The sequence below is a fragment of the Pseudomonas sp. GW823-FHT02C05 genome (genome assembly GCF_058797595.1).
This window is the reverse complement of sequence record NZ_JBXAJU010000001.1, coordinates 1,519,808-1,544,150: the sequence shown is the minus strand read 5'-3', so window position 1 is coordinate 1,544,150 and position 24,343 is coordinate 1,519,808. Positions and strand designations below refer to the sequence as shown.

The 24,343-nt window shown below is 64.9% G+C and carries 21 protein-coding genes; 11 read left to right on the top strand and 10 right to left on the bottom strand.

Going from position 1 to position 24,343, the window contains the following annotated elements:
* Window positions 1–37: 37 nt before the first annotated feature.
* Window positions 38–1,105 carry an alpha/beta fold hydrolase gene (locus AC1RGE_RS06950; protein ID WP_011061623.1) on the top strand — a complete coding sequence of 356 codons (1,068 nt, stop codon included), beginning with the start codon at window positions 38–40 and terminating at the stop codon, window positions 1,103–1,105.
* Window positions 1,106–1,270: 165 nt separating this feature from the next.
* Here the strand turns inward: AC1RGE_RS06950 and AC1RGE_RS06945 are convergent, their stop codons facing one another.
* From AC1RGE_RS06945 to AC1RGE_RS06930, 4 genes are all read right to left on the bottom strand, one after another.
* A complete protein-coding gene (locus AC1RGE_RS06945; RefSeq protein WP_041774276.1) occupies window positions 1,271–2,083 on the bottom strand; it encodes a DeoR/GlpR family DNA-binding transcription regulator in 813 nt (270 codons plus the stop codon).
* A gap of 116 nt (window positions 2,084–2,199) precedes the next feature.
* Window positions 2,200–2,469 carry a hypothetical protein gene (locus AC1RGE_RS06940; RefSeq protein ID WP_011061621.1) on the bottom strand — a complete coding sequence of 90 codons (270 nt, stop codon included), beginning with the start codon at window positions 2,467–2,469 and terminating at the stop codon, window positions 2,200–2,202.
* A 23-nt stretch (window positions 2,470–2,492) separates the two neighbouring features.
* Entirely contained in the window at window positions 2,493–3,086 is a 594-nt protein-coding gene (locus AC1RGE_RS06935; RefSeq protein WP_041774275.1) for a hypothetical protein, read from the bottom strand.
* A 7-nt stretch (window positions 3,087–3,093) separates the two neighbouring features.
* Entirely contained in the window at window positions 3,094–3,831 is a 738-nt protein-coding gene (locus AC1RGE_RS06930; RefSeq protein ID WP_026020254.1) for a substrate-binding periplasmic protein, read from the bottom strand.
* A 185-nt stretch (window positions 3,832–4,016) separates the two neighbouring features.
* On the opposite strand from AC1RGE_RS06930, the gene AC1RGE_RS06925 reads away from it, so the two are divergent.
* The 7 genes from AC1RGE_RS06925 (at window position 4,017) to AC1RGE_RS06895 (ending at window position 12,541) form a co-directional block, all read left to right on the top strand.
* On the top strand, window positions 4,017–5,048 hold the full coding sequence (locus AC1RGE_RS06925; RefSeq protein WP_492583733.1) for a lysozyme inhibitor LprI family protein: 1,032 nt from the start codon (window positions 4,017–4,019) through the stop codon (window positions 5,046–5,048).
* A gap of 276 nt (window positions 5,049–5,324) precedes the next feature.
* Window positions 5,325–6,521, top strand: coding sequence for an enoyl-ACP reductase FabV (gene fabV / locus AC1RGE_RS06920; RefSeq protein WP_011061617.1), 1,197 nt, complete (start codon window positions 5,325–5,327; stop codon window positions 6,519–6,521).
* 243 nt (window positions 6,522–6,764) lie between these two features.
* On the top strand, window positions 6,765–7,463 hold the full coding sequence (locus AC1RGE_RS06915) for an AzlC family ABC transporter permease (protein WP_011061616.1): 699 nt from the start codon (window positions 6,765–6,767) through the stop codon (window positions 7,461–7,463).
* Window positions 7,463–7,774, top strand: coding sequence for an AzlD domain-containing protein (locus tag AC1RGE_RS06910; protein ID WP_011061615.1), 312 nt, complete (start codon window positions 7,463–7,465; stop codon window positions 7,772–7,774). The genes AC1RGE_RS06915 and AC1RGE_RS06910 overlap by 1 nt, the downstream gene beginning before the upstream one ends.
* A 67-nt stretch (window positions 7,775–7,841) precedes the next feature.
* Entirely contained in the window at window positions 7,842–8,831 is a 990-nt protein-coding gene (locus AC1RGE_RS06905) for an SMI1/KNR4 family protein (RefSeq protein WP_492583731.1), read from the top strand.
* Entirely contained in the window at window positions 8,828–9,781 is a 954-nt protein-coding gene (gene nudK / locus AC1RGE_RS06900; protein ID WP_011061613.1) for a GDP-mannose pyrophosphatase NudK, read from the top strand. The genes AC1RGE_RS06905 and nudK overlap by 4 nt, the downstream gene beginning before the upstream one ends.
* Window positions 9,782–9,973: 192 nt before the next feature.
* Window positions 9,974–12,541 carry a bifunctional diguanylate cyclase/phosphodiesterase gene (locus AC1RGE_RS06895; RefSeq protein WP_492583729.1) on the top strand — a complete coding sequence of 856 codons (2,568 nt, stop codon included), beginning with the start codon at window positions 9,974–9,976 and terminating at the stop codon, window positions 12,539–12,541.
* Between the two features lie 9 nt (window positions 12,542–12,550).
* On the opposite strand, the gene AC1RGE_RS06890 is transcribed toward AC1RGE_RS06895, so the two are convergent.
* The 5 genes from AC1RGE_RS06890 to AC1RGE_RS06870 are packed head-to-tail and all read right to left on the bottom strand — an operon-like array spanning window position 12,551 to window position 20,138.
* A complete protein-coding gene (locus AC1RGE_RS06890; protein WP_011061611.1) occupies window positions 12,551–13,963 on the bottom strand; it encodes a DUF2252 domain-containing protein in 1,413 nt (470 codons plus the stop codon).
* A 44-nt stretch (window positions 13,964–14,007) separates the two neighbouring features.
* Window positions 14,008–15,426 (bottom strand): ATP-binding protein, encoded by a 1,419-nt coding sequence (locus AC1RGE_RS06885; protein ID WP_011061610.1) that lies wholly within the window; start codon window positions 15,424–15,426, stop codon window positions 14,008–14,010.
* Window positions 15,426–17,231 carry a DAHL domain-containing protein gene (locus tag AC1RGE_RS06880; protein WP_011061609.1) on the bottom strand — a complete coding sequence of 602 codons (1,806 nt, stop codon included), beginning with the start codon at window positions 17,229–17,231 and terminating at the stop codon, window positions 15,426–15,428. Before AC1RGE_RS06880 ends, AC1RGE_RS06885 begins: the two co-directional genes overlap by 1 nt.
* Window positions 17,228–18,223: a cytochrome-c peroxidase gene (locus AC1RGE_RS06875; protein WP_011061608.1), complete on the bottom strand. Its 996-nt coding sequence runs from the start codon at window positions 18,221–18,223 to the stop codon at window positions 17,228–17,230. Before AC1RGE_RS06875 ends, AC1RGE_RS06880 begins: the two co-directional genes overlap by 4 nt.
* Window positions 18,213–20,138 (bottom strand): GGDEF/EAL domain-containing response regulator, encoded by a 1,926-nt coding sequence (locus AC1RGE_RS06870; RefSeq protein ID WP_492583727.1) that lies wholly within the window; start codon window positions 20,136–20,138, stop codon window positions 18,213–18,215. The genes AC1RGE_RS06875 and AC1RGE_RS06870 overlap by 11 nt, the downstream gene beginning before the upstream one ends.
* A 200-nt stretch (window positions 20,139–20,338) precedes the next feature.
* Here AC1RGE_RS06870 and nosR point away from each other — a divergent pair, with 200 nt between their 5' ends.
* The 3 genes from nosR (at window position 20,339) to AC1RGE_RS06855 (ending at window position 23,264) form a co-directional block, all read left to right on the top strand.
* Window positions 20,339–21,670 (top strand): response regulator c-di-GMP phosphodiesterase, NosR family, encoded by a 1,332-nt coding sequence (gene nosR, locus AC1RGE_RS06865; RefSeq protein ID WP_011061606.1) that lies wholly within the window; start codon window positions 20,339–20,341, stop codon window positions 21,668–21,670.
* A 130-nt stretch (window positions 21,671–21,800) separates the two neighbouring features.
* Entirely contained in the window at window positions 21,801–22,436 is a 636-nt protein-coding gene (locus AC1RGE_RS06860) for a LysE family translocator (protein WP_011061605.1), read from the top strand.
* Between the two features lie 171 nt (window positions 22,437–22,607).
* Entirely contained in the window at window positions 22,608–23,264 is a 657-nt protein-coding gene (locus AC1RGE_RS06855) for a ribonuclease T2 family protein (RefSeq protein ID WP_011061604.1), read from the top strand.
* Window positions 23,265–23,378: 114 nt separating this feature from the next.
* Here the strand turns inward: AC1RGE_RS06855 and dapA are convergent, their stop codons facing one another.
* Window positions 23,379–24,227, bottom strand: a complete 849-nt coding sequence (gene dapA, locus AC1RGE_RS06850; protein WP_011061603.1) for a 4-hydroxy-tetrahydrodipicolinate synthase — start codon at window positions 24,225–24,227, stop codon at window positions 23,379–23,381.
* Window positions 24,228–24,343 lie beyond the last annotated feature (116 nt).

Genomic DNA, 24,343 nt, shown 5'->3' with positions numbered 1-24,343 from the left:
ACAGATGATACGTAGCGATAAACACAGGAGTTTTCCCATGCAGCGTTTTGCCTGCCGGGCCGCGCTCGGCCTGATTTTGTCCCTGGGCGGTATGTCCCTGGCCGCGGCCGCGAGCTTGCCGCCGGCCACCGAGGGGGATTGGGTGGCCCCGCAATTCACCTTCCACAACGGTGAGCAGCTGGCCAACCTGAAGCTGCACTACATCACCCTGGGGGACCCCAAGCACCCGGCGATCCTCTATCTGCATGGCACCTATCGGCCGGCCAGCGACCTGTTGAGCAAGGATTTTGGCGGTGAACTGTTCGGCCCCGGGCAACCCCTGGATGCCAGCAAGTACTACATCATCGCCACCGACGGCATCGGCGTCGGCCAGTCGAGCAAGCCTTCGGACGGCCTGCGGGCGCGGTTTCCCCAGTACAACTACGAGGACATGGTCCAGGCCCAGTACCGGCTGCTGACCGAAGGGCTGGGGGTCAAGCACCTGCGGCTGATCATCGGCAATTCCATGGGCGGCATGCAGGCCTGGATCTGGGGCCAGAAGTGGCCGCAGATGATGGACGCCCTGGTGCCCATGGCCTCCCAGCCGGGGGAAATGTCTTCGCGCAACTGGATGATGCGCCGCCTGTTGGTGGAGTCGATCAAGCAGGACCCGGCCTGGGAGCAGGGCAACTACCGGCAACAGCCGCCGTCGCTGCGCCTGGCCAACGCGCTGTTCGCCACCGGCACCAGCGGCGGCACCCTGGCCTATCAGGCCCTGGCGCCGACCCGGGCCCAGGCTGACCAGCTGGTGCAGGAGCGCCTCAAGGCCAGCCAGGGCGCCGATGCCAATGATTTCATCTACCAGTGGCAGTCCTCGGCGGACTACAACGCCATGCCGGGGCTGGGCAGGATCCAGGCGCCGGTGCTGGTGATCAACGCCGCGGACGACGAGCGCAACCCGCCGGAAACCGGCACCCTGCAAGCGGCGCTTAAACAGGTGAAAAATGCCCGCCTGCTGCTGATTCCCGCCAGCGCCGAAACCCGTGGCCACGGCACCACCGGCATGGCCCGGTTCTACGCCCGCGAACTGGGGCAGTTCATGGCCGACACCGAGAAAAACCGCTAGCGGCCACTGCGCGCTCTTGGTGGCGAGGGAGCAAGCCCCGGCTGGGCGGCGCGCCGCTCCAAACTCGGACGGCGCGGTGTTTCAGGGAGTGATGGGGGCAGGGATTGCGCCTGTTGCGCAGACGAGCGGAAGCAAGCTCCCTCGCCACAGGGGGCTATCGCTGGCTCAGGATTGTGCCGGCAGCAGCAGTTCCACACCGTGCTTGCGGATCCCGTCCGCTGCCGCAGGGGCCAGTGCGGCGTCGCTGATGATGATGTCGAACTGTTCCAGCCCGGCGATCTTGTACATGCTGAAGGTGCCGTACTTGGAGCTGCTGGCCACCAGCACCACCTGGGTCGCCGACTGCATCGCCACCTGCTTGACCTCGACCTTCAGCGCCGATGGCGTGGTGATGCCCCGGCGCAGGTCCCAGGAACTGGTGGAGATAAAGGCCACGTCGGTCACCACCTGGCGCAGGGTGGCCACCGCCAGCCCGCCGACACAGGAGTGGTTGGAGTGGTCCAATTGCCCGCCGGTATGGATCACCGTCACCTGGGGCGCGTCCATCAGGGCCTGGGCCACGCCGAAATCGTTGGTCACCACGGTCATCCCCGACAGCGCCTTGATGTAGTGCACGATTTCCAGGGTGCTGGTGCCGGCGTCCAGGTACACGGTCATGTCCGCGTGCAGCAGGCTCGCCGCCAGCTTGGCCATGGCCTGCTTCTGCGGCAGCTCCACCACAGCCTTGGACTGATGGCTGGGCTCGCTGTGCAACTGGCTGGCGATGCGCACCCCGCCGGTTACCGAGTGGGCGCGGCCTTCCTGCTCCAGCAGGGCGATATCCCGGCGCACGGTCATGTGCGAGCAGTCGAACATCTCCATCAACTGATGCACGCTGAGCACCTGGTGCTTGCGCAACTGGCGCAGGATCTGCTCGCGGCGCTGTTCGGGAATCATCGGTGCGCCGCTGTCACTGGCAAGGTCCTTGGGGGTAGGCATTGAAGCTCCGGTCTGGCGGGTCGGCAAAGGCAGGAATCGGCAGGCCATAGTAGCGAAAGTAGCCGCCGCGGACGAGATTTAGTGCCGTGTGCAAGTCAGGAAAACATGGCCATCGGTCAGGGGCAGAAGGGGCAATACAGATTGTCGAGAAAGTCCTGGCTGTCGATGTTGGCGTCCAGCACCTGTACCACCACCGGGCCATGGTGCCTGCATTCCAGGATCTGCCCGGCGCCGCTGCGGTTCGGCTGTTGCTCGCTGAATTCATTGCAGCCGCACCAGGGGCATTTGCGCACGGTGGCATCGTTCTGGCCGAGTATTGCCAGGTCCCAGCCGCAGCCGGTGCAATTGAGGCGATACAAAGGGCGGGCAGGGGTAAAGGTCGGCATAGGGGAACTCCAGGTCAGGGGCCTCAGCCCGGGGTCAACAGGCGCTTGAGCGAGCGGGTCAGCGGCTGGCGTGCCTTGCGGCTCTTGAACGGCCCCGGGATGTGCAGCAGGAAACTGCGCCAGGGGTAGCCACCGGGATTGCGCTCCGCGGAACCCAGGTAATCATGCAGGGCCAGGGCCGATTCGCGGTTGAAGGCCCAGAGCATCTGGCCTTTGTAGAGTACGGAAAAATAGGCTTCGCCTGGCCAGTTCAGATGGTGGCGCGCCGCGTAGTGGCAGTGCTCGCAGCGTACCGACCCCAGGTCCAGGCCGTGATCGCGGTACCAGTAGGCTGAACGCTGCCAGTGGCTGGGGCTGTAGCCATCGGGCAACGGACCCAGGCTCTGCATCGGGTCGCCATGCAGGCCGGGAAAGTACAGGGCGTAGTGGTGATAGTGGCCGCAGTTGTCCTGCTCTTTCCAGTACTCCAGCAGCGGGTGGGCCTGGAAGAACGGCACATCGGCCTTGCGTTCGATGGGCCTGGCCACGACGAAGTCGAAGCAGGCCTGGCCTGCGCACTGCGGGCAACTGAGCGCCAACTGATGGGGCATGGGGCTCCAGGGGGCAAGGCTGGTCATGGGTGAATCAATCTACCTGTGGCGTGGCCTGGTCGATATGCCAGCGTTGCTTGAGCTGCTGCAGGCTGCCATCGCGCTTCATGCCGTCCAGGGCCTGCTGCCAGCGGGCCACCTGGGCCGCATCGACCTTGGGCGAAAAGGCGATGTAGGCGTCCTGGTGCATCAGTGGCATCTGGTAGCGCAACTGGTCGAGGGCCAAGCCCTCTTCGGCGGCGAAGGTGCCCACGCTCATGGTGTCGGCCACCACGTATTGCACGCGGCCGACCTGCAGCAGGCGCATCATGATTTCCGGGCTGTCGACGCCCCACAGGTTGTCCAGCCCCTGCTGTTTGAGGTAGCTGTAGACCAGCCATTTGCGCGGCACGGCAATCTGGCCCCGGGTCTGGTGCAGGTCGGTGACCGGCGTGCTGTCGCCATTGCGGGTATAGAGGGCGGTTTCGGTGCGCATCAACGGGCCTACCCACTGGTAGCGCGACTCGCGCTCGGCGGTGCGCAGTATGGTGAACACCGCCGTGTCGTCATCGCTTCCGGCATCGCGCAGGGCCCGCAGCATCGGCCGCAGCTGCACGTTCACCGTGTCGCCGCTGCGCTGCGCCAGGGCCTGCACCACATCGACACCAAACCCCACCATCCGCTCGCCCTGCTGGAAGTGCAGCGGCGGGTGGTTGTCGGTCAGCATGCGCAACTCGCCAGCGTGGGCCGCAAGGCTCAATAGCGGCAACAGTGCCTGCAGCATCCATTTCATGCAGTGCCCTTGGAGTTTGAAAACGCAGAGCTTAGTACGACTGGTTGCCGCCTGTCGCGATAAAAGCTGCCGGCTCCCTGCCAGGCTTCAGAGGGGGGTGCCCGGGGGCTTTTTTCGTCGGGATATCGCTGAAAACACTCCACTGCAGTTATTCTTGCGCCGCCTTTTCAGAATGGAATCGACCCATGTTCGCTCCCCTTGTTCGTCCCTTGCGAGCCACTGGCTTGCTGTTCGCGGTCCTGGCCTGTTCCCAGGGCGTGCAGGCCAGCAGTTTCGACTGCGTCAAGGCCGCCAGCAGCAGTGAAAAGGCCCTGTGTGCCGACCCCTATACCGCCTCGCTGGACAGCCAGCTGGGCAAGGCCTGGAAGGCGACCCTGGCCAAGGCCAAGGACCCCAAGGCGCTGCGCCTGGACCAGCGTGAATGGCTCAAGGAGCGGGATCAGTGCGCAGCCGACCTGGGTTGCCTGCGCAGCAAATACCTGAGCCGCCTGGTCGCGTTGCGTTATGTGAATGTGCCGTTCGAGTGGCAGGGAACCTGGCAGCGGGTCTCGGTCAGCCCGTTCTACACCGGTGATCTGGTGATCCGGCGCACTGGCGAGGATCGCCTGAGCTTCGATCTGTCGGCCATGGGCGGCGCCAACTCCGGCTCGCTCGCGGGCAAGGCGCAGATCAAGGGCGGTGAGGCCAGCTACAGCGTCGAGGGCTGCAACCTGCGCTTCACGCAGCGCAACGGCCTGTTGCAGGTGAGCCAGGAGGGCGACTCCTTTGCCTGCGGCGCTGGTTCAGGGGTGTATTACGACGGGCTCTATGTGGCTTCCAAGCAAGCCCTGGAGAGCCATTACGACCTGCTGTCCACGGCGCTGGTGCGCACCGAGGAGGAAGACCGGCGCGCCCGGAAACTGCTGAAGAAGGACTATCAGACCCTGCTCGACAGTGGCTCGTCGTTCTCCGCGGATACCTCGGCCGAACTCAAGGGCGCCGAGGTCACCGATATGTGGCTGCCGGGCCTGGCCACCACCAACGCGGCGATTTTCGTGCGCGGTACCCAGGGCCAGTTGTGGGTCGCGCTGTTGGTGGTGGCAGGGCCCAAGGATGAAGTGCGGGTGCGTTACTACACCACCGAGCCTGAGTGGAAGCACAGCCTGCCGGATGTGGTGCAGAGCTGGTATGAAGCGCGCAGCAAGGACAAGCAGCTGCCGCTGGACATGATGCCCTGAGCCGGCGCGGCGAGCGGCCAGGGGCAGGGCGCGCAAGAGATTTCGCCGGACGGACAGGCGACAGCATCGGCGCACCTGCTAGAGTCTCGCCCCGGGCTGTGCGCAATCGCGCTTGGCGGGCGCGCAACACCACCGCCGTGCCCCCTGGAACCGGGGCCTGACGGGCAAATTCCTCAGGTTGGTGACGCGAAGCGAATATGAGCGTCTACGACTAGTGCAAGTGACACTGCCGCCGCCGTCATCGGCGCCTGGCACTTTGAAATTGGGAGAGTATGTATGGTCATCAAACCCCGCGTTCGCGGCTTTATCTGTGTGACGACCCACCCGGTGGGTTGCGAAGCCAACGTCAAGCAACAGATCGATTACGTCACCCAGCAGGGCGCCATCGACGCAGGGCCGAAGAACGTACTGGTACTCGGCGCTTCCACCGGCTACGGCCTGGCAGCGCGGATCACCGCAGCGTTCGGCTGTGGCGCCAACACCCTCGGGGTGTTCTTCGAGCGCGGCAGCGTTGACGGCAAGCTGGGCACCGCCGGCTGGTACAACACCGCGGCGTTCCACAAGTTCGCCGAAGAAAAGGGCCTGTACGCCAAGAGCATCAACGGCGATGCCTTCTCCGATGCGGTCAAGGCCGAGACCATCGAGACCATCAAGCGCGACCTGGGCAAGATCGACCTGGTGGTCTACAGCCTGGCCGCACCGCGCCGCACCCACCCCAAGACCGGTGAAGTGCTGAGCTCGACCCTCAAGCCACTGGGCAAGTCCGTGACCCTGCGCGGTGTCGACACCGACAAGGAAATCGTCAAGGAAACCACCCTGCAGCCGGCGACCCAGGAAGAGATCGACGGCACTGTGGCGGTGATGGGCGGCGAAGACTGGCAGATGTGGATCGACGCGCTGCACGAAGCCGGTGTCCTGGCCGAAGGCGCCAAGACCACCGCCTTCACCTACCTGGGCGAGAAGTTGACCCACGACATCTACTGGAACGGTTCCATTGGCGAAGCCAAGAAGGACCTGGACCAGAAAGTCATCGGCATGCGCCAGCAGCTGGCCGGCCTGGGCGGCGACGCCCGGGTGTCGGTGCTCAAGGCCGTGGTGACCCAGGCCAGCTCGGCGATCCCGATCATGCCGCTGTACCTGTCGCTGCTGTTCAAGGTGATGAAGGAGCAGGGCAGCCACGAAGGTTGCATCGAACAGGTCTACGGCCTGTACAAGGACAGCCTGTACAACAGCGAGCCGGTGATCGACCAGGAAGGCCGCCTGCGTGCCGACTACAAGGAACTGCAACCGGCGGTCCAGGACCGGGTCAAGCAGCTGTGGGACCAGGTGACCAGCGAGAACCTCTACGAGATGACCGATTTCGTCGGTTACAAGCAAGAGTTCCTGCGCCTGTTCGGTTTCGAGATCGAAGGTGTCGACTACGAAGCCGACGTCGATCCGGACGTGAAGATCAGCAACCTGATCCAGTTGTAATCCGCTCGTAGCATCAGCCAGCGCCCCTCCCTCGTGAGGGGCGCTGTCGTTTGCATCCCCCTATTTCCCGTAGGAGCCAGCTTGCTGGCGAAGAGGCCCGCAGGTCTTGTGCTGGTCTTGGAGACGCCTTCGCTGGCAAGCCAGCTCCTACGAGGGCGGGGCGGGGCAATTGCGCAAGATCGTTCAAGCCAGGGGCGCCGGCAGATGGCACAGTCAGCGTCCGTTACTTGTGTGCAGGGTTTTATGTCCAGCGTTCTCTTACCCCGTGCCGCGTTCATCCGTGGCGCCATCGCCATCATGCCGCTGTCCCTGGCCACCGCGCCCTGGGGGCTGCTGGCCGGTTCCATGGCCATCGAGGCCAATCTCACGCCGCTGCAGGGCCAGGGCCTGTCGAGCATCGTTTTCGCCGGTGCCGCGCAATTGGTGGCCATCGGCATGCTCAAGGGCGGGGCGGGGATCTTCTCGATCCTGCTCACCACCTTGCTGCTCACGTCCCAGCATTTGCTCTACGGCATGAGCATGCGCTCGGTGATTTCACCCTTGCCGGGCCGCTGGCGGGTGGGCCTGGGCTTTCTGCTCACCGACGAGCTGTTCGCCTTGACCAGCGCCCACGACAAGCAGCAGTTCGACCGCTGGTACGCCCTGGGCGTCGGGCTGACTTTCTATGTGGCCTGGAACCTCTTCACCCTGCTGGGCATCGTGCTGGGCAAGAGCATTCCCGGCCTTGAGCACCTGGGCCTGGACTTCTCCATCGCCGCCACCTTCATCGCCCTGATTACGCCACTGGTGCGCAATGTGCCCACCGTGGTCTGCGTTGCCGTATCGCTGTTCTGCTCGGTGCTGTTCAGCTACTGGCACTGGGGATCGGCGCTGGTGCTGTCGGGGCTGGCGGGCATGACCGCAGGTTTTGTCTGCAACAAACTCTATCGGGGGCAAGCATGATGGTCTGGGCAGTCATCTTCGGCATGGGCCTGTTGGTCTTTCTCAATCGCTACGTGTTTCTTGAACCGCGCCTGCCGTTGCGCCTGAGCAGCAATGCCCGGCAGTTCCTCGGCTTTGCGGTGCCGGGCATGCTCACGGCGATCTGCGGCCCCATCGTGTTCATGCCCGACCACGAGCTGAACCTGCACTGGAGCAACCCCTACCTGCTCAGCTCCCTGGTGGCCATTGCGCTGGTGATCTACACCCGCAACACCCTGCTCAGCATGCTGTTGAGCATGGGGTTCTTTTTCCTCCTGCGCTGGTGGTTCTGAGGGCCGTTTGCGGTAGCCTGTGCAGCTTTCGGCACCGGCCGACCTTCAACCGCAACGGATGCATCGGATGAGCGACTTTCCCCACGATATCGACCTGGACGCGTTCTGGGACCGGACCACCAGCAGCAAGATCAACCAGCCCCCCGCCAGCCCTTCCGTCATAGCCCAGTTGCAGGCGCAACTGGGCTATCGCCTGCCGCTGTCCTACGTGGCCTTCATGAACCGCTACAACGGCGGGCGCCCGCACCTCAGCTGTTTCCCCACCGAGCAGGGCACCTCCTGGGCCGAGGACCACTGCGCGATCGACAGCTTTCTCAGCATCGGCTGCGATGGCGACTATTCCCTGGGCGGTGGCCTGGGCAGCCGTTTCATGATCGAGGAGTGGGGCTACCCGGACCTGGGGGTGTACATCTGCGATTGCCCCTCCGCCGGCCATGACATGGTTGCCCTGGACTACAGCGAGTGCGGGCCCGAGGGCGAGCCGCGGGTGGTGCATGTGGACCAGGAGGCCGACTACGCGGTGACAGTGCTGGCAGCGGATTTCGAGGCCTTTGTCCGCGGGCTGGTGTCGCCCGAGGTCTACGACACCTCGGAACAGGATTACCTGGATGATCTGGACAAGGTCGCCCACGCGCCGTTCTCGCTCCTGCTGGAGGAACTGCTCGGCCATTTCAGCGCAGTCCCCGACCTGGGGCCGCTGATCCGCCAGATCGCCTTGCGCATCGTCCATGAGAAGCGCTACTTCGCCCTGCATGCCGATCCACTGTCGCAACTGCTCTATGACCTGCAGTTCTGGCTGTACCAGAATCGCTACCCGGTCCCCGACAAAGAGGCGTACCTGCTGGTCTATCAGGACATGATCGCCTTCGCCAGGGGCTTCGGCACCGGCGGCTACGCCCCGGATTTCATCCGCGACTGGTTCCGTAACCGCCTGGCAGGCGGCCAACTGCGGCAGGCGGCGGGCGGGTTCGCCCTGGCCCCGGCCTACCAGGCGCAATTGCTGGAACAACTGGCCGGGTTTCGCCCCGCACCCCTTCACGCCCAGGAGCAGCCATGAGCGAAGAAACCATCCGCATCACCGCCGAACAGACCCTCTCCGACAACTGGTACGTGCTGAAGAAGTACAGTTTCGAGCTGCGCCGCCGCGACGGCAGCTGGCAGGCCCAGGACCGCGAGGTCTACGACCGGGGCAATGGCGCAACCATCCTGCTGTACAACCTGCAACGGCGCACGGTGCTGCTGACCCGGCAGTTCCGCATGCCGGCCTTCGTCAACGGCCACAGCGGCTACCTGATCGAGACCGCTGCCGGGCTCCTGGACAACGCCAGCCCCGAGGTGCGCATCCGCCAGGAAGCCCAGGAGGAAACCGGCTACCGGGTCGGCGAGGTGCAGAAGGTCTTCGATGCCTTCATGAGCCCGGGTTCGGTGACCGAGCGGGTGCATTTCTTCATTGGCCATTACCAGGCCGAAGACCGGATCGACGCAGGCGGCGGGCTGGAGCACGAGGGCGAGGACATCGAGGTCCTGGAACTGGATATCGACCAGGCCCTGGGCATGATCAAGAGCGGGGAGATCGCCGACGGCAAGACCATCATGCTCCTGCAATACCTGCAACTGCATGTGCTCAAGCCCCGCAGCCTGATGGTGCTGGTGGCCGGCCCTTATCGCTCTGGTACCGACGATGACCCGGCGCTGCTGGCGCGCAATGTCGAGGCCATGGAGCACTGCGCGGCGCAGGTCCTGGCGGCGGGGCACTTTCCGGTACTGGGGGAATGGGTGGCGTTGCCCATGACCCGGCTGGCGGGTTCCCGGGCGGTGGGCGACGAGATCTACAACCAGCGCTTTCATGCCTACGCCGAGCGCCTGCTGGAACGCTGCGATGCGGTGCTGCGCATCGGCGGGCCGTCGGCGGGCTGCGATGCCATGGTCGAGATCGGCCAGCGCCTGGGCCTGGCCCTCTATCACCGGGTGGAGCAACTGCCGGTGGTGCCCGGCGGCACTGGCTGACGCGCCGCTCCAGGATGCCCCGGCGCCGGCAATCGGCGCCGGGGGAATACCCGCACAGGCCCCGCCAGGGGCTTTTCTTCAGGCCCTGCGGGGAAAAACTGTCTATCGTCAATAGGCAAGCGGGAGCTTCGTCGAAGGCCGCGTGAGGCAGGGTCGCACCGGTCGGTTTGTCGTTATGGCGCCTGGAGCACTATGGAAAACTTCGGTCTTGATCCGTCTCAAGGGCGCAGCACCTCCAATCAGGCGCTGACCCGCGCCACCTTGCTGGGTTGCTCGGGGCTGCTGCTGGCGCTGTTTCTCTTCACCGGTGTGTTGCTGGTATACATCGCCCTCGACCAGAACCTCGAGGCCGAGCAGCACAACCGCCTGGACATCGACAAGGCCCTGCAATCCTTTGCCGGCAATGCCCGCACCACCCTCAAGGACTACGCCCTCTGGGGCGATGCCTACCAGCACCTGCACCTTAAGGTCGACCTGGACTGGGCCTTCAACCGGCAGAATTTCGGCCCCACGCTGTACCGCGACCTGGGCTTTGACGGGGTGTTCGTGATCAACCCGGCCGGCCACACCGTGTACTCCCTGGTGACCGGCGACCTCAGCGAGATGGATGCCCGCGACTGGCTGGGCGAGGCGTTGCCGCCCCTGGTCAGCGCAGCGCGCGAGGCCGGCGGCAAGGTGGTGGACCGTTACCAGTCGATTGCCGGCACGCCGGCGCTGGTGCTCGCCGCTGTCATAGGCCCGGGCAACGACCCGCAAGTGCGCCCTGATGCCGGGCCGCAGTCGGTGCTGGTCTTCGTCGCCCGTTTCGACCCGCCGCGGTTACTGGCCCTGGGCCAAGGCCTGGACATCGAGCATCTGCAGGTGGCCCGTGCCGCCACGGACCAGAGCTTGCCGACCCTGGACTTGCCCGACGGCGCCGGAACCCTGCAATGGCGGCCGGCGCGCCCCGGGCACCAGTTGCTGGTGCTGGTGATGCCGCTGTTGCTGCTGGCCGGCCTGCTGGTGGGCCTGATGGCGGCGTTCCTGTTGCGCCGCGCCGATGCTGCAGCGCAGGTCATGGACCGGCAGGTCCAGGCGCTGCGCGCCAACCGCTGGGCCCTGGCCGCGAGCGAGGAGCGCTTTCGCGATGTGGCTGAAGCTGCGTCCGACTGGATCTGGGAAGTCGACGGGCAGCTGTGCTTTACCTACCTGTCCGAACGTTTCGAGGCGGTTACCGGGTTGACCCGGGAGTCGACCCTGGGGCGGCCGATGACCGAGCTGCTGAGCTGCGAACAGGGTTCGCTGGGCCAGTGGCTGGCGGCCCCGGAGCGGCGTTCCCAGGCGATCCAGCAGTGCCTGTACCGGGATGGCCAGGAGCAGTCGCGAGTCTGTCGCCTGTCGGTGCGGGCCATGGCCGCCGGGGGCTTTCGCGGCACCGCCAGTGATATCACCGAGGAGGTCGCGGCTCGAAGGCGGGTCGAGTACCTGTCCCAACACGATGCCTTGACCGGCCTTGCCAACCGCACCCGCATGCAGGAGTTTCTCGAAGGCCGGCTGCAGGCCCCGCCGACCCTGCAGGAACCCCTGCTGATGCTCAGCGTCGACCTGGACCGTTTCAAACCGGTGAACGACCTGCTGGGGCACGCCGCTGGCGACCAGGTGCTGCACGAGGTGTCCCAGCGCCTGGCCCAATGCCTGCGCAGCGAGGACCTGGTGGCCCGGGTCGGCGGCGACGAGTTTGTCCTGGTGGTCACCGGCCAGGTGGCTGGCCACGAGATCGAAGGCTTGTGCCGGCGCCTGATCGAGCGGATCGAGGAACCGTTCTATATCGCCGGGCACGAGGTCTTCATCAGCGCCAGCATCGGCATTGCCCGGGCCCCGGGCGACGCCTCCCAGGCCGAAGAACTGCTGCGCTTTGCCGACATCGCCCTGTACGAGGCGAAAGCGGCGGGGCGCAGCACCTGGCGTTTCTATGCGCCCTACATGAATGTGCGGATCATCGAACGGCGGCGCCTGGAGCGTGACCTGCGCCATGCCATCGAGCAGGACCAGTTGCTCCTGCATTTCCAGCCGCGCTACCGCGTGCTCGATGGCCAGTTGATGGGCGCCGAGGCCCTGGTGCGCTGGCAGCATCCCCAGCATGGCTTGCTGGGGCCGGACGTGTTCGTGCCGATTGCCGAGGACACCGGGTTGATCCTGCCGCTGAGCAACTGGGTACTGCACGCAGCCTGTCGTGCGGCGCGAGCCTGGCCGGAAGGCCGACTGCTGGCGGTCAAGCTGTCGCCGGCGGAATTTCTGCGCGGCCAGCTGGTGGCGCGGATCGCGGCGGTGCTCAAGCAGAGCGGCCTGGAGCCGTCACGCCTGGAGCTGGAAATGACCGACAAGGTGCTGCTGGACGACAGCCGCCACGTGCTCACCATCATGCAGGGGCTCAAGGCGCTGGGGGTGCAGTTGCTGATCGACGATTTCGGCACCGGCTACTCGGCGCTGCAGTACCTGCAGACCTTCCCCCTGGATGGCCTGAAGATCGACAGCAGCTTCATCGCCCGGCTCAACCACAACGATGCCGGGCGCTCCATTGTCGAGGCGATTGTCGACCTGGGGCATGCATTGTCCTTGCGGGTGGTCGCCGAGGGGGTGCAGGCCGCAGAGCAGTTCGGGGTCTTGCGCGACATTCAGTGCGATGAGGTGCAGGGCCCGCACCTGAGCCCGCCGCTGGACCAGGAGGCCCTGCTGAAGCTCTATGGCGAAGCCGCCCGGGCCTCGCGCCCGATCACCTGAGCCTGTGTTTCAGGGCAGGTGGTCGGCGGCGAAGTCGGCCTCCGAGCGCGCTTGCAGGCGGCCTTTGCGGCAGGCCTGCTGGAAGCGCTCGAAATCCCGTTCGTTCTGCGTGGCATAGGCCTGGGCGTAGTGCCACAGGGCTTCGGCCAGGGTTTCGCTCTTGCCGATGTAGCCGCTGATCCGCGCGGCCTGGCCCGAAGCCTTGGCGTGGGCCCGGGCCAAGGCCCGGCCGCAGATCCTGGCATAGGCGGCGAAGGTGTCCTCGTCGAAGGTCTCAAGTTCCGCCGAGACCTTCATGTCGCGCAGTTGGCGCACATAGAAATGACGGCCGTTGGGGCCGGTGGTCCAGCCCAGGAAGAGATCGCTGGCGGACTGCATCAGGCGCTGGCCTTCCACCACCCGCTGGCCGTTGTGCCTTGGCTTTGAGCGTTCGCGCACATAGTCGGCGAGCACCGAGCGCCGGGCTTCCTTGAATTGCAGGAACAGTGGCCGCTGCTGGGCGTCGGTGAGCAGCGCCACCAGGCAGCGGGTGCCGACGCTGCCAACCCCCACCACCTTGAAGGCCAGGTCGCTGGGCTGGAACCGTGCCAGCAGGTCGCGGCGGTCGGCCTGCAGGGTGCCGCGGTAGTCGCGCATGAAGGTGTCGTACAGCGGCCGCCAGTCTTCCAGGCGCATCCAGTCATCGTCGGGGTCCAGCAGGCTGGTGGTGTTGTGCAGGTGGAAGATTTCCGGCAGGTCGTCGCGAATCAGCAGGCGGCCCCGGGCGTCGCGTTCGCTGATCTTGGGCAGGAGCTCGGCATGGGTGCGCCGGGCGGCCTTGTCGATGGCCCGTTGCACATGCTCCAGGGTGTCGCTGTTGGAGCGCGCCTGGTGCAGCAGGTCTTCGTAGGTCAGGGCGTCGTACCAGATCTCCAGGGCGCTTTGCCCGGCGCAGGTGGCCATGCTGCGCTGATAGGCGCCCACCAGTTCGCGGCACAGGGCCTCTTCGACCCCCGGGCCGTGGCGCAGGTGCCGGGCGGCAATCAGGAAACTCGCCACCAGGCGCTTGAGGTCCCACTCCCAGGGGCCGGGATGGACCTCGTCGAAGTCGTTGACGCTGAACAGCAGGTTGCGCTCGGGGGTGGCAAAGCCGCCGAAGTTCATCAGGTGGCAGTCGCCACAGATGGTCGAGCGCAGGCCCATGTCCGGGGTGCTGGCCAGGTCGTGGGCCTGGAGCAGGGCGTTGCCACGGTAGAAGGTGAAGGGCGACACCAGCATGCGCCCGTAGCGCAGTGCCACCAGGGACTGGACCCGGCCCTGGCTGGAGGCCTCGATCAACGGCAAGGGGTCGCGCTTGATCTGCCCGGGATCGGAATGGGAGCTGCGGGGGCAGTCCTTGCGGGCTTGCTTGCCGAGCTTGATCGAATCGTCGGGGCGGTTCATGGACAGCTCCTGTGCCAGGCCTTAGCGGTAGGGGGGCGGTGTGGCTAGGGTTGTGCGGGCAACTCCTGACGCGCCTGCCGGATCGGCAGTTCCACGCGAAAGGTGCTGCCGACGCCCGGCTGGCTCTGCACGCTGATCTGCCCGCCGTGCTTCTTGACGATGCCGTAGGACAGCGACAGGCCCAGGCCGGTCCCCTGGCCCACCGGCTTGGTGGTGAAGAAGGGGTCGAAGATCTTGGCCAGGTGCTCCTGGTCGATGCCGCAGCCGCTGTCGCTGACCTCCAGCCAGACCCGCTCGCCGTCCACGCCGTTGCGCAGGGTAATGGTGCCGCGCTCGGGGCCTATGGCCTGCGCCGCGTTGACCACCAGGTTCATCACCACTTGATTGAGTTGGGAGGGCAGGCATTCGATTTCCGGCAACGGCTGGTAGTCGGTGACCAGGTCGGCCTTGTACTTGAGTTCGTTGGCAACAATGTTCAGGGTCGAGTCGATGCCCTGTTGCAGGCTCGCCAGCTGCCATTGCTGGTCGCTGTCGACCCGGGAGAAGTTCTTCAGGTCCTTGACGATCTGCGCCACCCGGCCGATGCCTTCCTTGGACTCCCTGATCAGTACCGGAATGTCCTGCTGGAGGAAGTCCAGGTCGATGCTCTCGCGCAGGCTCTGCAGGTGCTTGCGCAGTTCCGGCGCGGCGATGGCTTCTTCGGCCTGGCGATAGGCGCTGAGCATCTGGTCGAGCTGCTGCAGGTAGCCTGCCAGGCTGCCGAGGTTGGAGGACACGAAACCGATGGGGTTGTTGATTTCGTGGGCGACCCCGGCGGCCAGTTGCCCGAGGGAGGCCAGTTTTTCCGATTGCACCAGCTGGTTTTCCAACTGCTTGCGTTCGTCGATCTCCAGTTGCAGCGCCGCCCCGGCCTGCCTCAGGTCTTCGGTGCGCTGCTGCACCAGGTGCTCCAGGTGATGCATTTGCAAAAGCGCGCGGGCGGTCATTTCCCACTTGCTGGTCAGGGTGTTGGCCATCTGCTGGACTTCGATGTTGTCAAAGGGCTTCTTCAGGATCAGCAGGCGGTGATGACCCTGCAGGCGCTCCAGCAGCTCTTCCCAGGAATAGTCGGAGTAGGCGGTGCACACCACCACCTGTAGCCGCGGGTCCTGTTGCCAGAGGCGTTCGATGGTCTGCGCGCCGTCCCAGCCCTGGGGCATGCGCATGTCGACAAACGCCAGGGCATAGGGACGCTGCCGCTCCTGGGCCTGGCAGACCATGGCCAGGCCTTCCTCGCCGCCGTAGGCCGAATCCAGTTCGAAAGGCTGTTGCCGGGGCTTGGCCGTGGCGCCGAACAGCTGTGCCTCCAGGTCATCCAGACCGTTGTCGTCTGCCTCGGGCGGGGTGAGGATCTTGCGAAAGTCCTCGTGGATCGACGGGGTATCGTCGATCAGCAGGATCCGGCGATTGTTCAACTGGTCCATCATGGGTCCTCTGCGCTGATCAGCGGGATGTCCAGAGTGAAGGTGGCGCCCAGGCCGGGGCCATCACTGTGCACATTCAATTGTCCACCCATCTCCATGGCCGCCAGGGCGCAGCTATGCAAGCCGAAGCCGTGGCCGTCCTTGCGGGTGGTGAAGCCGTGGGAAAAAATCCGCGTCAGGTTCTCCGCGGGGATGCCTTCGCCTTCATCCTTGACGCTGATGCTCAGGGTCTGGCCGTCCAGCACTCTGGCGCTTAGGGTCAGGGTCCGTGAATGATCATCGAGGTTGGACATGGCGTACTTGGCGTTGCTGATCAGGTTGATCAGGATCAGCAGCATGCGGTGCTTGTCGCCCATCACCGGAGGCAACGGGCCATAGTCCTTGACCACCGTGACCTGATGCCGGGCCAGGGCGCCGGAGTTCATGCGCAGGGCGTCTTCGATCAGCTCGGCGACCCGCAGGGGTTCTATCAGCCGAGAGGCTCCGGCATAGGATTGCTGGGTGGCGACGATTTCCTTGATGTGGTCGACGCTACGGGCCAACTGAGCCAGTTCTTCGCCCATGCCCTGCTGCTCGGTGGCTATGGCTTCGACCAATTGATTGAGGTAGCCGGGGAGCAGCTTGCCTTTGTCGTCTTCGGTGAAAAAACGCCCCAGGTCATCCTGGTGCTGGTTGATCAACTGCATGGCCTTGCCCAGCCCTTGTGCCTTGCTGGAGCGCAGGGTGCGGCTGAGCATTTCGCTGCAGATATTCACGCTGTTGAGCACGTTGCCCACGTTGTGCAGGACGTTGGTCGCAATTTCCGCCATGCCCGCCTGGCGGGCGCTGTCCAAGAGTTCGCTCTGGGCTTCCTTGAGCTCCCGGGTGCGTTCCTCGACCCGGTGTTCCAGGTGCTCGTTGGCGCTCTGCAGGGCCGTGTTCACCCGGCGGATGACCGCGTAGCTGCGTACCAGCCTGACGGCCAGGTAGAGAATCAGTATCACCAGCAAGGCGGCAAAGAGCAGCAGGTACTGGTGGGCCTTCTGGTCCTGCAGATCGGCCTGCGACTGATCGGCGTTGAGCAGATGGGTGATGTCGTCCAGGCGCTGGGCGATGGGGATCGAGGTGATGCGCTCCAGCAGGTCGTTGACCACCGGCTGCTCCCGCAGAATCACCGAGACGTGGTTGCTGAGGATCTCCACCGGCTCATGCATGGGTTCGGGCAGGCGCTCCTTGTTGACCGCCAGTTTGTTCAGCCCCACCAGGATGTCTGCGGCCCGGTCGTCGCTGGAAACCTGGGCGAACTCCAGGCTGCTGAGCAGCAGGTCATAGGTATCGATGGCAATGGTCTGCTCTGACAGCCGCGCCTGGTCGTCAAGGCCGGCCAGGCGGCGCTGGATGTCGTCTTCGGCAGTGGGCAGGAAGGCCAGGGAGTTGCGCAGCACCGCGTTGTGGGTCTTGAAACGCTCCACCAGGCCGGCCTTTTCCTGGAAGGCCTCGATGAACGCCTGGTGGCCGGCCGTCCAGGCGGCCGGGTCATTGTGGTTCTGTTGTGAAAGCTGATCGAAGCGGTTCCACAGCTGGTTGATCTCTTGCACCGGCATGACCAGTGGATCGTAGTCGTGGGTGATGGCGATCCGAGCCTTGAGCACCTCGGTTTCCCATTGGGCATTCAACTGCTTGATATGGCTGATCAGGTCCCGCGCCAGTACGTAGTTCGAGGGCTGGCCGATCACCGTCTTGAAGTAGAGAAAGGCCAGCCCCAGCACCAGGCTCAGGGTCAGTAGCGACAGCAGCATGATCGGCACGCGTCGGGACAGCTTCATAAGGGCTTGCCCTGCCATTCGCCGGTCAGGGTCTTGAGAAACTTGACGATCAGGCTGATGTCCTGGGTATTGGGCGGGCGCCCCAGTTGATACTTGAACATGACTTCCACAGCCTGCTCCAGGGTCGGCGCCGAACCGTCATGGAAGTAGGGCGCAGTCACTGCGACATTGCGCAGGCTGGGCACCTTGAACACGTTGCGGTCCTGTTCGTCGCCGGTGACCAGGAAGCGCCCCAGGTCGGCGTCGGTGGGGTTGCCCCGGGCAGCGAAGTAGTCGCCCATCACGCCGAACTTCTGAAACATGTTGCCGCCGATATTGACCCCCTGGTGGCAGGCGATGCAGCCGTAATCCTTGAAGCGCTGGTAACCGTATTTTTCTTCCAGGCTGAGGATGTCGGTATTGCCTTGCAGGTACTGGTCGAACCGCGAGTTGGCGCTGAGCAAGGTCTTTTCATAGGTGGCCAGGGCATTTTGCACGTTGGCTGCGGTGATGCCGTCCGGGTACAGGGCACCGAAGGACTTCTGGTAGGCGCTGTCATCGCTCAAGGTGCGGATCAGCGCCGGCCAGGTGTTGCCCATCTCGCTGGGGCTTTGCACGACGCTGTCGATCTGCGCTTCCAGGGATTCGACGCGCCCGTCCCAGAACTGCCGGAAATTCAGCGCGGCATTGAACACGCTGGGGGTGTTGACCCGGGTAGGCTGCCCCTTGAAACCCGGCGATTTTGCCTGGGAGTCGGCCCCGCCCTGGTCCAGCCGGTGGCAGCTGGCACAGGACAGGCTGTGGTCCTGGGACAGGCGCGGTTCGTTGAACAGCTGGCGCCCGAGCTCGACCCGCTGGGGGTCGAGTGCCGGCGGTGCGGGCAACGGCTTGAGCGGTTCGTCCAGGGGCGCGGCAAAAGCGCTCGGGCTGGTGGCGCCCAGCCCTGCCCAGAGCAGCAGGAGCAGTACCCGTGCGCGGCGGCGCGGCGGCTGGCGCGGTTGGTCAGTGGTCATGGTCCGTCACCTGGAACTGCGGCCTGTGCTTGCCCAGCAGGCGAGCGAAGTCTTCGGCGGGCAGGGCCTTGCTGAAGTAGTAGCCCTGGGCTTCCTCGCAGCCTTGCTGCTGGAGAAAGGTCAGTTGCTGGTGCGTCTCCACCCCTTCGGCGATGACCTTCAGGTTCAGGCTGCGCCCCAGGTTGATGATGGCGCTGACCAGTACGGCGTCCTTGTGTTCGTGGCTCAGGCCGTGGATGAAGGATTGGTCGATCTTGAGCACATCCACGGGAAACTTGCGCAGGTAGCTCAGGCTCGAATAGCCGGTACCGAAATCATCGACGGCCAGGCGCACGCCCAGGGCCTTGATCGCCAGCAGGGTAGCCAGCGTGACCTCGACGTTCTGCAGCAGTACGCCTTCGGTGATTTCCAGTTCCAGCCAGGCTGGGTCCAGGGCGTTGTCGCTGAGCGCGTCGCGCAGTTGCTGGAGCAGTTGCGGCTGCCTGAAGTCAGCCGCCGACAGGTTGATGGACAACGGCACAGGGGGCAGGCCGGCGCTCTGCCAGGCCCGGCACTGGCGAGTGGCTTCCCCCAGGACCCATTGGCTGATGCGGGTGATCAAGCCGCTGTCTTCGGCCACTGGAATGAACAGCTCGGGGCTGATCCAGCCCTGTTGCGGGCGTTGCCAGCGAATCAGCGCTTCAGCGCCTACCACATTGCCCGAGGCCAGGTGGATTTTCGGCTGGTAATGCAGGTGGAACTCCCGGCGTTCCAGGGCCTGGAGAATCCCCGACTCCAGGTATTGCTGCTCCCGGGCCCGGTGCGTCATGTCATCGGTGAAGAAACAGTAGCTGCCCGGTGCCTGCTCCTTGCTGGTGCGCATGGCCATCTCGGCTTTCTTGATCAGCGCCAGGGCATCCTGGCCATCCTCGGGGTACAGGCTGATGCCCAGGCTGGCCGTCACCTGCAGGTCGTGCCCGGCGATGTCATCGAACTGGCTCACGGTGGCCAGCAGCTTTTGCGCAAGCGCGCGTATCTGCGCCGGATGCTGCTGGTCATGGAGCACCACCACGAACTCGTCGGAGCCGTAGCGAAACAGCGAGTCCGACTCGCGCATGCCTTGTTCCAGGCGCCGGGCGATTCTCTTGAGCAACTCGTCCCCGGCCGGGTATCCCAGGGCATGGTTGATCCGCTTGAACCGGTCCAGGCCGAGGAACATCACCGCCAGCCGCTGCTCATAACGGCGGGCCCGTGCCATGGCCTGGCCCAGGCGGTCTCCCAGCAAGGTGCTGGAGGGCAGGCCGGTGAGCACGTCGTAGTGCAGCAGGTGGGAGACCTTGAGCAGTTCGGCCACCCGTCTTTCGATGGTCTGTTGCAGGTCGTCGAGTTTCTGTCGGGCGTCCTGTGCCATCTGCCACTTCCAGGTCAGCGCGCTGGCCATCTGGCGGATTTCCAGGCTGTCGAAGGGCTTTTTCAGGATCAGCAACTGGTCGCCGAATGCCAGGCGTTGCGCCATGGCTTCCCAGGAATAGTCGGAATAGGCGGTGCACAGGGCGATCTGCAGGTCCGGGTCGGCGTTCCACAGGCGCTCGATGGTTTCCAGGCCATCCCAGCCGGGGGGCATGCGCATGTCGATGAACGCCATGGCATAGGGCAGGCCCAGGGCCAGGGACGCTTCGACCCGGGCCAGGGCCTCTTGGCCCTGGAACGCCGAGTCGAGGCAGAAGGGCGCTTGCTGCGCTGGCATCGTGGCGTGGCCGAACAACTGTTGCTGGGCCAGGCTCAGGTCCGGGGCCTGGCGCGGGGCCAGGATCTTGCGGAAATCCTCATGGATTGCCGGGCTGTCATCGACAATCAGGATCCGTCGGTTGGCCCGCCCTGGGGGCTGGTCCGAGGCTTCTTGTGCCTTTGTCTGTGCGTCACTGCCAGCGTCCATAGACCTTCCCTAGTACCCTGAGCCCGCCTTGCAACGTTGTCAGCATAGTCATTGCGCAGTGCCGCGGCTGACGAATTTATTTCGCGGGGGGCAATGGCGTGAAAATAAAAAACTCATCTAGGATTGTCTGGGAAAAACGCCGCTGCCGAGCCGTCCGTGAGCACGGAGCGGGGCAGCCTATGCCGCACAGGGAGAACCCCATGGAAGATCCGCAGCCGGTTGAGCCAGGTAGGCGTCCACGTGTGTTGCTGGTGGACGACGAGGAGTCGATTCTCAACAGTCTCAAGCGCCTGCTGCGTCCCGAGCCCTATGACGTGCTGCTGGCCAACAGCGGCGCCAGAGCGCTGGAGATCCTCGCCGAAGGCCCCGTCGACCTGGTGATGAGCGACGCGCGCATGCCCGGCATGGACGGCGCGGCCCTGCTGGCCCGGGTGCGGGAGAAGTACCCGGCGGTGCGGCGAATCCTGCTCACCGGTTATGCCGATCTGAACACCATCATCAAGGCCGTCAACGACGGGCAGATCCACCAGTACCTGAGCAAGCCCTGGAATGACGAAGAGCTGCTGCTGATCCTGCGCCAGACCCTGGAGCACCAGCTCGCCGAGCGTGAGCTCAAGCGTTTGCAGCAGTTGGTCCTGGAGCAGAACCAGCAACTCAAGGCCAGCAACGCCAGCCTGGAACGGCATGTGGCTTCGCGGACCGCGGAGCTACAGCAGACTGCCGACATGCTCGACCTGGCCTACGAAGAACTCAAGCACAGCTATGTGACCGCCACCGAGGTGTTTTCGCTGCTGGCCAACCTGCGGCTGCCCGCGGACAAGCAAACCAACCGCAAGATCATCGAACTGGTGCGTGCCTGCTGCAAAAGGTACGGCCTGGACGAGGCCAGCAGCCGCGACCTGACCATGGCGGCGGCCCTGTACAACATCGGCAAGTTGAGCTGGAGCGATGCCATGCTGCTGGCGCCGGCGGACTTGTTGCGCCATACCGATCAGGCGCGCTACCGCGCCTATCCCGAGCAGAGCGAATCGGTGCTGATGGCACTGGAACCGATGCAGGATGCCGCGCGGCTGATCCTTCATCACCAGGAGCGCTGGGACGGCAGCGGCTTTCCCCAGCGCCTCAAGGGCGAGGCGATTCCCTGGGGCTCCCGGCTGTTGAAGCTGGCGGTGGATTTCATCGAATTGCAGTGCGGGCTGATTCTGGAGCGGCACATGAACAGCGATGAAGCCCTGCTGTTCATTCGCAAGTACGCGGGCCGCCTGTACGACCCGAATCTGGTGGAAGACTTTGTCCAGGTCTGTGCCGCCTACCAGAGCGATGTCACCGTCGATGATCCGACGGTCAGGGTCCTGGGAACCCGGGAGCTGCAGGCCGGGATGGTCCTGCGGCGCAACCTGAATGCCGACAACGGCATGTTGCTGCTCAATGCCGGCAAGGTGCTCAGCGAACCGCTGGTGCAGAAACTGATCGCCTTCGAAGCCATGGAAGGGGCCCGCTACAGCATCTTCGTCAGCGTTCCCGACGCCTGAGTGGTGTGTGCGGTCCGTCGTGCTTGCCCGGTGCCGCAGTGATCCGTCATATTTTGCCCCCCCGCGTAGTGGGCGCCCTGAGGTGCTCCGGGCGATTTCGGATCGCGGCGGATGACCCTGGAGCGAACCCATGGATATACCAACCCTGCTGCTGTACATCGTCACCGTCAGCGCGGTGATGATTACCCCCGGCCCCTCGATGTTGCTGGCCTTGAACAATGGCGCGGTGCATGGCATGCGGGTGGCTGGCTGGGGCATCGCCGGCGCGGCGTTGTCCGACCTGCTGCTGATCGGCGCGGTGGGCTGCGGCCTGGGGGCGTTGCTGCAGGCCTCGCAAGAGCTGTTCGTGGTGGTCAAGAGCTGCGGCGCGGCCTATCTGCTGTATCTGGCCTGGGGCTTGTGGCGAGCGCCTACCCGTGCCCTGGCCTGTACGGTGGGCGGGGCCTCGGCCAGCGGCTGGTCGGCGTTTCGCCGGGCGTTGCTGGTGGGGCTGTCAAACCCCAAGGGCCTGCTGTTTTTCTCCGCCTTCGTGCCGCAGTTCGTGCGCCCGGAGCAGCCGGTGGCCGAGCAGTACCTGATCCTGGCCGTGGTCAGCGCCCTGGTGGACTGCCTGATGATGAGCCTCTATGCCGTGGGTGGCCGGCGGGCCATGGCGCGCTTTTCCGCCCGGGTCATGGGCTGGATCAACCGCAGTTGTGCCGGCCTGCTGGCGGTGCTGGCGCTGGGTGTCGGCCTGTATCGGCGCAGTGAGGGCGCTGCCGCCTAGGGCATTGGCGGGTATTCTCCGAGCCGCTGCCTGACCGGCTTCTGCGGGACACCGGGCAATTGCTGTCATGTTCCGGCAACGCCGGCCTGCCAGAAAGATCAGGTTGTTTTCAATCCGTTCCACCCCGATGGCGGGGCCAGGACGATGCGCTTTCCCAAGGAGAAGGTCACGATGAGAAAGTTTTTTACCCTGATGGCAGCCCTGGTGCTGACACTGGGGATGGTGGGCATCAGCGACGCACGTCAGCCCAAGCAGCAGCGCGATTCGGTGGCGGGTACCTTCGACTACTACCTGCTGACCCTGTCCTGGTCGCCGACCTTCTGCCTGATGCACCCGGAAAACGAGCAGTGCACCGGCAAGGGCTACGGTTTTGTCCTGCACGGCCTGTGGCCGCAATACGCCAAGGGTGGCTGGCCCGAGTCCTGCCCACCCCTGACCCAGCTCAATGCCCAGGAGCGGGCCAAGGGCCTGACCCTGTTTCCCACCGCCAAGCTGATGAACCATGAATGGAGCAAGCACGGCACCTGCAGCGGCCTGGGGGCCATGGGGTACCTGGATGCCGCGGACAAGGCCCTGGCCAGGGTACAGATTCCCGAGGCGCTGCAGCCTTCGACCACGGTGCGCTATTTCGAGGCCAGCCAGATTGCCCAGCAGTTTCGCCAGAGCAACCCGGGGATCGCCGAGAACGGCATCGCCATTCTGTGCAGCGGCCCCGAGCTGTCCGAAGTTCGTGTTTGCCTGACCAAGGACCTGGAGTTCGGCGCCTGCGGCAAAGGCGTGAAGAACCAGTGCCGTGCCGGGCAGATCCGCATTCCGCCCATCCGCTGAAGGCACCTGCAAGAACCCCACCGATGTCGCATCGCTGTAGGAGCTGGCTTGCCGGCGAAAGCCTACCTGGGGCGGGTGCAAGCCGTGGCGGCTTCTTCGCCGGCAAGCCCGCTCCTACAGGGTGCGGAGCAGGGTTTGCAGGGCGGCGCTGCAATCGTGCATCGGTGCTCGCAACTGCGTTCCGATCAACCCCTGGTGGGCCAGCAGTGCCTTGACCGGCGCCGGGTTGGGTTCGGCGAACAGCGCCTTGATCAGCGGCACCAGTTGCATGAAGGTGCTCCGGGCCGCGTCCAGTTGCTGGGCCCGGACCTGTTGCAGCAAGGCGACGAACCGTTGCGGGTGGATATGCGCCGAGGCCGCAATGGCCCCATGGGCGCCCAGGCACAAGGCGTTGAACAATTGCAGGTCCTCGCCGCACAGCACTTCGATCTGCCCGCAGGCCAGTAGCGCCAGGGTCTTTTCCAGGTTGCCGCCACAGTCCTTGACCGCCGCGATCCGTGGATGGGCCACGATGTTCAGCAAAGTAGCGGTGTCCAGGCTCACCCCGGTGCGGTAGGGAATGTCGTAGACAATCAGCGGCACGCTGGAGGCGTCGGCCACGGTGGCGAAGAAGCTCTCCAGGGCTGCTTGCGACGGCCGGATGTAGTAGGGCGCGGGCACCAGCAAGGCGGCCACCGCACGCTCGAGGATCTGTTCCTGCAGGCTCAGCAGCGACTTCAGGTTATTGCCCGCCAGCCCCATGATCACCTTCCCGGCGGGGGCTCGCTCCAGCACCGCATCGAGCACCGCCAACTGCTCGTCCTTGTCCAGGGCCGCGGCCTCGCCGGTGGTGCCGCAAACCACCAGCCCGGCTACGCCGCTTTCCAGCAGGTGAGTGGTCAAGCGCCCCAGGGCGGCGAAATCGACGGCACCGTCGATGAAAGGGGTGACGATAGGGACCCAGATACCTTGAAACGATGACATGCGTGTTCTCCTGATGGTTGACCGTCGGGTCGTCGTCAGAAGAGTAGAAGGGCGGTAAGCAGGGGGAGGGTGTCCGTAGCGCTTGAGGTCCTGTCAGCTCATCTGACGGGACACAG